The organism is Paenibacillus sp. Soil724D2, assembly GCF_001427935.1.
Lineage (GTDB): Bacteria > Bacillota > Bacilli > Paenibacillales > NBRC-103111 > Paenibacillus_E.
The window spans coordinates 278,003-289,530 of record NZ_LMRY01000059.1; the positions used below are offsets into that span (position 1 = coordinate 278,003).

The window sequence follows — 11,528 nt, forward strand, 5'->3', positions numbered from 1 at the left end:
TGTATTGTTCTTTTAGCACAAAAGTTTGATTTGATTCTTCATAACTTCGCATTTTGTTGTCTGAAAATACTTGGCGGCATGCCGACTTCTCTCCGAAATATGCGAGCGAAGTAATTCTCATTAGCAAAACCAACATTGGCCCCGATTTGAGCAACAGGTTGATCCGTGTGCAGCAGCAGGTGACATGCCTTTTCAATGCGAAGACCCATGATGTACTCCGTTATGGTTTTACCGGTTTTTTTCTTAAACAGGACACTCAAATATTTATCATCCATCGTTGCAATACCAGCAAGCAGTGACAGCGGCATTTCTTCTTCAAAATGTTGATTCATATAGGCAATGACTTTATTGATTTCAGTATGATCCGTAACCTCATAATTCGTTGCCTTCCAATGTGCCATGTACCTATCGATTCTCTGTTTAAAAAGGAGCCCCGCCTCCTTATGAGAAAGAGCCTCTACACAGGCATTTGGTGAATCAATTCTCATGAGTGAGAGCTCTGCAAATTTGCGATCCAAACGCAGCACTATTTCTTTTACACGAAGTAAAGACAGTTCTATGTCCCTCATCCACGACCAGATTTCCTGCCATGAAAGATTCAGTAATCCTTGGTTCATCTGTTCAAAAGCTTGGATTAAGTTCTTCTCCAAGGACCAAGGCAGGTTGGAATAGACATTAGACTTCAAGGTTTTGGGCTGGTGGAAGAAAATGCCCGATCTACCTGCATACCATAGTTCACTCATCCGAGAAACCATGGTTTTCCAAACCGTATGAATATCCTCATCCGACAACCGCTCTGAGATTAAAACAACGAAATCGCTACGCTGTTCAGTGTTCCTTATTCTAATCTTTGTTTCCTCAGGAACGCAGCAGAAGACAGTGGTCATCCCCATCCTGGTAAAAAGATGCATCCTTGCACTCATTTCCGTGTCGAATAAAGGCAGTTGCAGCAAATCTTGCTTATCGAAAATGGTTTGTCCATGCAAAACAAGGATAAGTAGACTGGGGTTAAAAGAATCCCGAATAAAAGCCGGGCTTTCAATCGTCCGCACCTGATCATTAGGTTCGTTATATAAATTCTCACAGTAATCGTCTATTTCTTGAGAAATAAGACGCAAGTTTCTTTCTAACTCCCGTTTTACCTTGGTCAGCGCCTCTGTCATTTTCTCCGGAGTCAAATAAAGCTTAAGCACATAACCCGATGCCCCTAGCTCCATCGCTTGCTGGATAAACTCAAAATCATTCATGACAGTGAGCATGATGAAGGCTGTTCCTAAATTCTCCCGGCGAACCTGCGCAAGAAGCTCTACACCATTCATAACAGGCATCATAATATCGCAAATAACCAAATCCGGCTGTTTATTCCTGATGAATGCCAAAGCTTCTTGGCCATTTCCGCATTCCCCTATCACCTTGAAGCCATTTTCCTCCCAGGGCATTCCCTTTCGGATACTTCGTCTCACGAAGGCTTCATCTTCTACCAAGAGAACTGTCCACATGTAAGCTTTCCCCTTTCGAATAGGGTGGAGACAACAAGAACGGAATGCGAATGCGAACTAATGTCCCAATTGGGATGGATTCTATCGCCAAAGTTCCTTCTTTTCGAAATAGGAGCACGAGTCTCTCCTCGAGATTTTTCAAGGCAATACCATTTCCTTTACCGGATGTTGGCCCAGCATTACCTACTCCAACGCCATTATCCTCCACTTCAATAACAAGCTTATTTTCTTGTTTTTGAACTCTAATTTGGATGCTGCCTGACCTTTCGATCTTCGCAAACCCATGATAGATACTATTCTCAATTAGCGGCTGCAAACTCAACTTAGGAACAAGCGCATGGCGAAGCTCTGGGTCAAATGTGATATGAACATCAAATTCACGGTCATAGCGAAGCTGCTGAATACGGATATATCTTTGGGCAAGTTCCATCTCATGCTCCAGGTGAATTAAATCCACATCCAATCGCATTCCTGCTTCCAATAACTTGCCGAGCGACTCGCATACTTCAGGAATTTGATGATTACCGAGTTCAATGGCAAGCCATTTCACCGTATTTAACGTATTTAACAGAAAGTGCGGATTCATCTGTGACAAAAGCATTTGGAAACGCATAGCCTCTTTGTGGCGTTCTTCCTCTTTTAAACGGTTAAGAAGACTTTCCACATCTCTAACCATCTTATTAAAAGCCTGAATAAAGGTTAGAATTTCCCCCTTATATCTTTCCTCAGGCAATTGAATCTTCAAATTTCGCTTCACGACATCAGACATTTTTCTCTGCAAAAGCTGCAGGGGTCTCGTGATGGTGGTCGAGATCAGAAAGGTCATGACAATAAAGAGAACGGCAATAATCAGCGTTGTCAAAAAGTAGGATTGCTGAAGCTGATTCACTTTATGGAACAGATATTTGGTCGGGATACTCTTGATCAGATACCAATTCAAGCTCGGAATTTTAGAATAGCTAATGATGTGGTCATTCTCGACCTTGCTTCCAGTCGGCTCCCAACCTAACGTATTCATTGGATTTGGCAGCGCAAGAGCGTTGGATGTGTTGCTTCGCCCATAGATTTCTCCTTCTGTGGAAGCCAATACATACAATTCATCATTCATCGGGCTTGGAATAGCACTTCGAAGCCAGCTTTGATAGTCAACGCCAATTCTTACAACGGCATATACCTGATTATTTTCGTCTCGTAATCCTTTATACATGGTTAATAAAGAGGGTTGGATACCAAAGGCTGAGGTTAGCCCGCCTTCTTCTAGCTGCCATTTGGAAAGGGACTTTCCAAGGAAAGCATCCTGTATCACTGGCATTGCCGAAAGAGCAGCGTGGCTTAATATATGAGTAGGTCCATAGGAGGTGTAAACATGATCTTCCGTATCTAGAACGGTATAGTAGACGTAGGAATTGGCAATAAACACACTATTATTAATAGCATTAAACTTCTCTTCAATTTTCTGTCTTTGTAGGAAAGAGGCATAAGAGCCCCCCGCTTCGGGGTTTCTCAAAATCGCAGTTACAAAAGAATCCTGTTCAATCAGGGTAAAGGTCTTCTCTGAAACACTTAATAAACTGCCAAGCGAGGATGTAATCGTTGTCATTTGCTCGAGATTTTGGCTGCTAACTTGTTCTCTCATTAACGTCTCAAACTTTTGAACGTGCGTCATATTTAAGATGATGATGGGCAGCAGAATAACAAGTAGAAAAGCTAAGAACAGCTTGTACTTTAACGTTTGTGGTATGAAATGTCTCAATTTCATTGTCCATTGTCCCCTTATGATTTTCATATGGGTCAAGTATACTTGCTTGTTAATTAAAAACAAAGAGACTGGCATGAATTTCCGCCAGTCTCTCTTTTATGGAAAATTAGTTATACTCGGAGAATACCGTCCCTCGAGATTGTCAGCTTTTCATAACCATTTTCGGTAATCAAATACGTATCCTCAATACCAACCACCCCGCGACCGGGGAAGGTGAATTTGGGTTCGATCGCGATGACCATGCCGGGCGCCAGCGGGTATTTGAAGCCTTTGGCGAGAACGGGCAGTTCGTCGATTTCGAGCCCAATGCCATGACCAAGGAATTTCACTTGGTCGGCGCCGTACCCCATGAAGTGGGCGCTTAGCCCCGCTTCCTGCACTTGATCCAGCGCGAGCAGATACAGATGCTCGACGATAATGCCAGGCTGCAGCCTGGCTTCCGTGGCGCGAAGCACCTGCTCCGCCACGTTATAGGCCCGCTGCAGCTCAGGGTCTAGATCGCCGATCACGAGCGTGCGCGTCTGATCGATCAGATAGCCGTCGATCGAGCAGCCGATATCGACGAGAATCGGTTCGCCGCGCCCAATCAGCGCGCGGCCCGAGCTTTGCGGGCTGGACGGGTGAAGCCCCGTGCCCCCGGCCGGCCCGTCAAAATAGGTGGGCACCGCTGCCGCCGCGCCTGCCGCTACCATTCCGGTTATCAACTCGGAATTGTACGCGCGCATGCGCATCAGCCCTTGGTGCCCGCGCAGCCGGAGCTGATGCTCGATGAGCGCCATCAGCTCAAACTCCGCCATCCCCTCACGAATGTGGGGGATGACCGCTTCCAGCGCTGCGTCGACGACGCGCGCAGCCGCTCTGATCGCCGTGACTTCGTCCGGCGATTTGATCATCCGCTGCTCGCGCACGAGCAGCGAGCCGTCCTCCCAGGCCGCGCCGGGCAGCGCGGCCTGCAGCCGTAAATACAGCTGGACGGGTAACACGTCCAGTTCAGTCCCGATCCGCAATGGCGAAGCCGCGGATCCACCGCCACCCGCGCAGCGCGCGCGAAGACGCTCACCCAGCGTCTTCAAAGAGCCCAGCGCTTCCACGGCCGCTGACGCTTCCTCCTCCGCTCGGACCAAACTTCGGCGTACGAGGTAAAGCGCGTCTCCCTCCGCCGGAATAAACAAATACCCCGTCTGCATGGATCCGCAGTAGTAATATATATCGACGTTGTTCGTGACCAAGAAGCCGGACCAACCCCGCTGGATCATCTCACGCTGCAGCGCCTGCTGCCGTTGCTGGAAAATAGTCATATGTATCTCTCCTCGTAACCCTGAATTCGCACCTCACTCTCACATTATACAATGAAATAAACCTCTATCGATGCAAATCAAAATACCATCTCCGCCGAAGACTTAATCGTCCACGTAATCGGCTGCAAAACCGTGTAAGTCCGCGGAAACTCCAACCGGATGAACATAATCACACCAGGTCGATCCAGCGTAACAGAGTAACCATTTCCCGCATCCACATAGGTATAAGGAAATACCTCATTATCATTAATAATCTTAAATAATTCAACGACAACCCTGCTGCGCAAAAACGTATTCGGCAGCGGATCATTCGCCGTATTTAATCTTAAATTAGCTTGCAAATATTGCATAGCCACATCTCTGGCCTTCGTCTCATTAATACTGTGAATACCGCTTGCCAGCTTTGCTTGATCACTTTGCTGGGCTGCCGCATGCACAGAGTTATTCAATGCATGCTTCCCGTGAAAAACCGTATGCATCGCCAATTCCTCGTCCGTTTGCAGCCCATATAGCGACATAAAAACGACGCTCATCAAGACGATTAAAAGCAGTTTATACAAGACATCACCTCAGGCCCTCAAGGCACATACTCACTCATCTTCATGCCCGTTGCCCCCATACGGTCTGATCCAGAAGGAACCGTAATCCCCACAAGCTGATCAATGACAAAAAGTCGATGATACGGATACGTCATTTTCAAACTCAATCCCGTTCCTCGCCAAACGGGCATTCCTGGATCCATTCCCCCGACCCCCGTAGTTGTATTTACCGTATAAACGAGATCTCCCGGAATGAAGCCTCTTTCCGCCATCCGATCCCTAGACTCCTGAATCATGGTGCTATTAATATAACCGTGTCTGCCATTAGCACCGATTTCAAGCAAATAATCGACTTCTTTTTGCAAAACAGCCTGCCGAACAATAATGACATGCTTATAAACCGGCGCAAACATAAACCAACAAAGCATCGTCGCAAATAAGATAAACACCAAAATCTGCTTCATGGATTAATCCGCTCAATCGTCCCATTAATCCTTGCCCCGCTGTTGCTTACTTGCTTCCGAGTACCTGTGCTGCCGCCAACCACACTGTTATATATGACAATCACCACCATAATCAACATCACCGTAACAAGGATCGATCTCACAGCAAATCTTCCATCATTATGGCCTTAATGCCGTTATATCCGTATTTGCCTGCGTTCCGTGCGTCGAAATATTCCGCCTCATACCTGTCGATCCATCATTAATAATCGATGTAAAAAGTAATGCCACAACAATTAGCATCATAACTGTAATCAATATATTTCTCATAATTTCCCTCTCCCCTTAGTTAATCGCATTAAATAATCGCTGGCCTTCAGCAATCCACGGGTACATGAATACCCGAAATGTGTTCAAAATCGGCAATCCTGCTAATACAAACAAAAGATAAGACACGGTTTCTTTTCTACTATCTCGAACCAGTTCCATTTTTTCTTTGTAGTCCTGAATTCTTTGCTTCAACAACTCGTAATAGCTGCCATGCTCATTCAGTCTCAAAGCATTCAGCGTTTCCCCAAAGCTGTGTGCTTCGTCTGTCCCTAGTCTAATTTTAAAATGGTTAATAGCCTCTTCCGAGCCTTGATACCATTCATTCAACATCAATTGAAAGTGCGACCGAATGGAGCGCGTTTGTGAAACACATAAAGATAGCTTCGCATGTAAATTCAGCACAGAATCGTTGTAGTAGAGAAGATGATGACTAATCACGTAAATCTCTCTGACTATTCGATGTGCTCGTTTCTCCTTTAATTGAGCCAGCACCTTTTTGTCAAAAACCAAAAAAATGAGTAAGCAAGCAGTCCCCACCATGACATAAATTGGCTGCATATACAAAGTAAGCATCGGATACTTCAGAGCTAAATATCCAACAGCACCGAGCATAAGTGTGCCACCCATCCCTATCCTTCTCACACCTTCATAGAGGTTTGCATTCATCCAAATACCGCACCCCAGCAGCAGTTGGCGCTTTTCCTCCACGATTTTTGTACTCATACCTAAGCATATAAACAGCCATGAAGGAAGTTTTGTTTCTTGCAGTGCTTTTTTGACATGTAATGATCTCCATCTCTTCTTACGTGCAGGCATTTGCATGAAAAAGTGATAAAAAACAGTCATGAAAAGAAGAAAGAGCAGCAAATTAGAAACCAACTGCAGATTAGCTAGTTTCGTGCTTTCAATAATCATGGAAGTAAATCCCTCACATTCTTCGCATTGATAAGTACATGCCCATTAGAAACGAGACGAAAATGAGTAGAAGCGCATCGAGAATCATGTTTCGCCCGCCAGGGTCAACCATATAATACAAATAAGCGTTCTCCGTGTTTACCTTGAAATTAATAAATAAAAATAAGGCAAGAAACAATATCGGCGTAAAATTAGCAATACGTATCTCCAAAAGTCGATTTCTTTCCAGCTGATCGAATCGCTGCGCTTTCCGCATATCGACAATCAAATCCTTTAAGCTTTCACCTACAAAGCTCCCTTCCGTCAAAGCAACACGCATGATACCGATAAAATAATCGGCCCATGTATGGCCCAAAGTGAGTGAGAAAATGCGCAAGCTCTCCTCCGTATCCCTTTGCGTCATGAGATTCCGATATAATTGCTCAAATACGGGCTTGATCGGATAAAGAATGCGATTCTCTTCTAAACAATATTTAAGAGCCATTTTCATATTTTTATTTGGATCCACCATATAGTACTGATAAAACACTTCAACGGCCGGAAGAAACTCCAATCGGGTTTGTAGTCTGACACTGACCAGCTTCAACCGAAGCAGCAGATAAGGAAGTGAAACACAGATAGAAGTAACGATAACGACCCCTTTTAACGTCTGAAAAAACAACGTCCCCGCCAATAATCCGACTAAAAACAAAACGAAACTGACTGTCATGATGCCTCGCATGCTCATTTTGGATTCGACGGATTCCATCATTTCCTTTATATGCTTAAATAAAGAGCTTCTATTTCCCAAATATTCGCTGAATCTAGCGACGAACGTGGAGGTTTTGACATAATGCAGCCTATATCTGGCTTTGCGTTGTCGGATAAGTACGTGTAAAAGCGATTGAATAAGTACAAAAACTAGAACAAATAACAACAAGAGAAAGACATATTTGGCGAAAATCATGGTTAATACTCGCCTTCTTTCTCAATAAATCCGAGTTCCCTCAACAAAGCTAGCCCCTCTTTGTCGTACTTAACAATTTTCCGCGATGCATGATGCGACAATTTCCCGGGAAATGTCCATTCATCTGTCGACTTGTCATAAACTGCGAGATCCGTGACGCAAACCTCCTCATTTTCATAGCGATATTCGACGATCCGCACAATCTTTCTTTTTCCATCAACGACAGCCATCTCCATACCGATTTGTGTCACAAACTCTGTAATCCGTTTTGTTAGTCGAAGTGGATTCATCCCCCTGCCATCCAGCATACACATATCTGTAATCGCATCAGGCACATCCTCAAGTTCACTCACATGAACCGACGTAATACTGCCCTCGTGCCCCCGCGTACAAGCCCTCACATAAAGGTTAGCGTCATCGTCCCGAATTTCAGCATGACAAATGCGCTTTGGCGATTGCCTCAATGCCAATTTAAAAGCTTGCAGCCCAGAATGCCGCGGATCTTCCTCGTCAATTTCGTATTCGACGATATTTTTATGCGGAAAATCGCGCTTTAAATTCAACTCGAATCTCGATTCGATCGTAATAATTCGTTCATTATCGTCCATTTCGGCAATAATCGCTTTGATTAAATTTGTCTTCCCCGAGTTGGTAGGACCGATAACCACCATATTAAAATAGGATCGGATCAAGATCAGAATCAGCTTTTCCATCCTTTTATCCATTGTGGCTAGTTCCGCAGCAGCAAGGGATGCCAAATCAAACCGCTTAATCGTATAAAAGCGAATCGTTAATGTCGGTTCAGCCGTGAACCCGAACCCCGTCATCGTAACGCGGGATCCGTCCCGCAGAACAACCTCTGCCCATCGCTTCCTGGGATTCAAAGTGTCATTGTTAAAAAGAACCAAATTCTGCTGAATCCTCTCTAATTCACGCACAGAAGGCAACGAATAGGCAGACGGCATTGCCACCCCACCGCGCACTTCAAAAATTTGTCTCCCCACAGCCTGTATCTCTTCAAGTCCCTCCTTATGCTTTAGTACAAGTTCAAGAACATTCAGCCCAATAATCTCTGCAAAAATGGCTTCTGGCAAAGTCGTATAACCACTCGTCCTCGGAGGCACATCCGAAAGCCTTCTTTTCGAAACCAGATCATGGATAATCGCAAGAAGCTTGCCCCGATCCTCGTCATAACCAAGAATCGCACGATTCAACGTCTCGTTATACAGCTGCTTTTCGGTCTCAGTCCTGCCCTTCATCGAAACAAGTTCGCTTCGAATATCCTGTACCCATTGGTTAAAAAGAGCATCCCCCTGCATTTGCAGTTCAGCTCTTTCAGCGCTGATAGCTCTTGCACTTCCCTCGCCATCTTCCTCTTCTCCCAAAGAGCCCAGAGTCCGACCACCATGCTCTGCCCCAAAACCAGATCTCACCGAGCCATAATCTGATCCTCTTCTCTTTTCCAGCTCAGTTCTTGGAGTCAAATCAACTACTTCGCCTTCGCTTTTGCGTTCATGCATGTATGTAATGATTGAAAACCTTTCCTCGCTCACTCCCTTCACCTCTTCCCTACTTGATTTAAGTTGCAGCACGTCTGCCTGTTATGATCTTTTGCAGCCATGTTACTTGTCGTAAACTCACCTTCCTTGGCAGCTTATAGTAATCAATGAATTTTCGAGAAACCGCCCTAACCTCCTCATGCATGGCGTGGGTCGGCACGAACATGTCCAACAGTTTACCTTGATTACAACGAGAAAGTGCATCAGCATGCCGAGATACTTGACCTATCAGATGCAGCTGTGTCTCCTTGCGAATATCTTTAATCGTGAACTCGCTATGCTTGGCATGCCGATCCGTTTGAACAGCCATTAACTCAAAGCCATCCGGCTGAAGACCAAAAACAGCGCCAACCTGCCTAATCCACCTCGAAAAATCCTCTTGAAAATGAGCGATATCCGCTGTCGTTACCACAATTTTGCTATCTGCTTCCAGCAGTCCGCAAACAGTCGCCGCATTGTCCCAATAAGCGCTCACTTCTATGATGCATACATCAAAAGTGCCCCGTGCCACACGCAGCAAATGAATAATCTCCGATGGCGTAAAAAACTCCGCCTGTTCTCGAAGCATATTCCCATATAGGATATGCAGCCCCTGTGCCTCTTTCGGCTTATCGCATACCTGCTGCAGCCTTTCCGGTGTCAGACTTTGCGCCTTCAACTCCGCTCTCAGACCATCCAAAGTAAAAACATGCTCATCTCGACCTAAATAACGATGAAGTTTAGAACTTTTTAGATTAAGGCACAAATATCCGACTTTCATTGATGTCTCTAAGGCTAGCGCATGTGCTACACCAAATGAAGCCAACGTTGTACCTATATTCGGTGTTGAGCCGATGAAAGTAATTAACTTTCCTGACGATTGTTGATTCGCATGATCTGTCCCATAACCATCAACCCAAGCCCGAATATCGTCAGCAATAACAGCGGTGCTGCGCCCTGGCTGGACATAATCAAGCCTCATCAGCTTGCACATTTTTAAATATTTTTCATTAATGGAAGCATCGTGATAGTTCGAGAGCAGAACAATAATTTTTAAATCCTCATACTGGCGCTGTAATTCCTCAAGAAACTCTTCAAAGTCTCCAAAATCCATTTCCCGATCCGAAATAATCGTATGCGAGTAAGGTATCTCCGTTAATTTACTACGTAAATCATCCGCAGCCGCGCAGATCATCCAGTTTAATTGCTTCGAATAAACCACATTCGTAATTTCATCAATTAATCGCTGATCCGTCGATAGAAGCCCTATATGCACATCTCTTACCTCCCTTCATTCCTCGCTGTTCTCATACACCTTTTCATTCTTCTGCCTTCCATCTTACTCTCGTTGAATCTCCTACCTTCGTTCCCCCACATTCCACCATACTCCCCTTCATTCCCCCTCCAAAATAGAAGAGGAACTGAACGCGATGACTAACCTCGCTTTCTTCGAGCTGCATAATTGATCAATCTGAAGCCACTCACTCTCCGCTAAATTAAGGTTGATCTGGTCGATAGCACCGTTCGCTTCCAATCGGGAAGCATACATCTTTTCCTTATCGCCTTCCACTTTGGATAGCAGATTAGAACTCTTCGGGTTGTCCACCTCCACATTCGCCGAGGACTTCACGGAAGCAACCGTAATTTCCTTTTCATCAAAAAGCCTGCGCGAGCTGCCGTCGGCACCAGATACATAAATACGCACCCGATCCCCGGCACGAATACCATTTGAAACTGACAATAAATATTCTTTAGGAATTTGAAAAGTAGCCTGCTGCTCATTGGGGAGCAGATGATAACGATTCACCTTCCATTTCAAAATAGGCTCTTGCTTACCAAGCGGTATCAACGTCTCCAGCCCAACCACCTCCGTCAGCTTCGTCATCATGCCTTCAGTGTAACTGCCCTTCTGAACAGCTTTAAATTCCACCATATCCTCACGAATCAAGACACCGGCCCGAATAAAATCCTTCGGAACCGCAATCTGAACAGTCTGCTGCAGCTCGACCTGATTCACTTGCATCACATACACCCCATACACAAGCAACCCCGCCATAACCGCAGCAACCAAACTAATAAGCAGGCTTCTCCTGCGATTCAAAACCTCACCCCCTTTTTCTCGCCAAAATAAAAAAGAACGCAAACCCCGGATATAAATCCGAAATCTGCGTTCTTCGCAAATAAAACATATTTGATTGAGTAAATAAAACGATATATTTAAAATAGCATATGATCTTCCATTTTTCAACATATTTTTACAA

12 protein-coding genes are annotated in these 11,528 nt (G+C 45.0%); all 12 read right to left on the minus strand.

The features are described 5' to 3' along the window. Positions 1–38: 38 nt before the first annotated feature. The 12 genes from ASG85_RS34760 to ASG85_RS34805 all read right to left on the minus strand — a co-directional run bounded on the left by ASG85_RS34760 (position 39) and on the right by ASG85_RS34805 (position 11,368). Positions 39–1,499, minus strand: coding sequence for a response regulator (locus ASG85_RS34760; protein WP_060649275.1), 1,461 nt, complete (start codon positions 1,497–1,499; stop codon positions 39–41). Then, complete coding sequence (locus ASG85_RS34765) at positions 1,471–3,258, minus strand: sensor histidine kinase (protein WP_060649276.1); 1,788 nt, start codon at positions 3,256–3,258, stop codon at positions 1,471–1,473. The genes ASG85_RS34760 and ASG85_RS34765 overlap by 29 nt, the downstream gene beginning before the upstream one ends. A 110-nt stretch (positions 3,259–3,368) precedes the next feature. After that, positions 3,369–4,556: a M24 family metallopeptidase gene (locus ASG85_RS34770; RefSeq protein ID WP_060649277.1), complete on the minus strand. Its 1,188-nt coding sequence runs from the start codon at positions 4,554–4,556 to the stop codon at positions 3,369–3,371. Positions 4,557–4,633: 77 nt separating this feature from the next. Beyond that, a complete protein-coding gene (locus ASG85_RS34775) occupies positions 4,634–5,116 on the minus strand; it encodes a hypothetical protein (RefSeq protein ID WP_060649278.1) in 483 nt (160 codons plus the stop codon). A gap of 17 nt (positions 5,117–5,133) precedes the next feature. Beyond that, a complete protein-coding gene (locus tag ASG85_RS34780; RefSeq protein WP_057307832.1) occupies positions 5,134–5,559 on the minus strand; it encodes a hypothetical protein in 426 nt (141 codons plus the stop codon). After that, a complete protein-coding gene (locus ASG85_RS38810) occupies positions 5,556–5,702 on the minus strand; it encodes a hypothetical protein (protein WP_164484208.1) in 147 nt (48 codons plus the stop codon). The genes ASG85_RS34780 and ASG85_RS38810 overlap by 4 nt, the downstream gene beginning before the upstream one ends. 16 nt (positions 5,703–5,718) lie before the next feature. Then, complete coding sequence (locus ASG85_RS38815; protein ID WP_164484210.1) at positions 5,719–5,868, minus strand: hypothetical protein; 150 nt, start codon at positions 5,866–5,868, stop codon at positions 5,719–5,721. A 15-nt stretch (positions 5,869–5,883) separates the two neighbouring features. Further along, complete coding sequence (locus ASG85_RS34785) at positions 5,884–6,783, minus strand: hypothetical protein (RefSeq protein WP_060649279.1); 900 nt, start codon at positions 6,781–6,783, stop codon at positions 5,884–5,886. 13 nt (positions 6,784–6,796) lie between these two features. After that, positions 6,797–7,729 carry a hypothetical protein gene (locus ASG85_RS34790; protein ID WP_060649280.1) on the minus strand — a complete coding sequence of 311 codons (933 nt, stop codon included), beginning with the start codon at positions 7,727–7,729 and terminating at the stop codon, positions 6,797–6,799. Between the two features lie 2 nt (positions 7,730–7,731). Then, entirely contained in the window at positions 7,732–9,282 is a 1,551-nt protein-coding gene (locus ASG85_RS34795) for an ATPase, T2SS/T4P/T4SS family (protein WP_235550285.1), read from the minus strand. Positions 9,283–9,307: 25 nt separating this feature from the next. Next, a complete protein-coding gene (locus ASG85_RS34800; RefSeq protein WP_060649281.1) occupies positions 9,308–10,543 on the minus strand; it encodes a hypothetical protein in 1,236 nt (411 codons plus the stop codon). A 117-nt stretch (positions 10,544–10,660) separates the two neighbouring features. Then, positions 10,661–11,368, minus strand: coding sequence for a hypothetical protein (locus tag ASG85_RS34805; protein WP_060649282.1), 708 nt, complete (start codon positions 11,366–11,368; stop codon positions 10,661–10,663). Between the last annotated feature and the right edge of the window lie 160 nt (positions 11,369–11,528).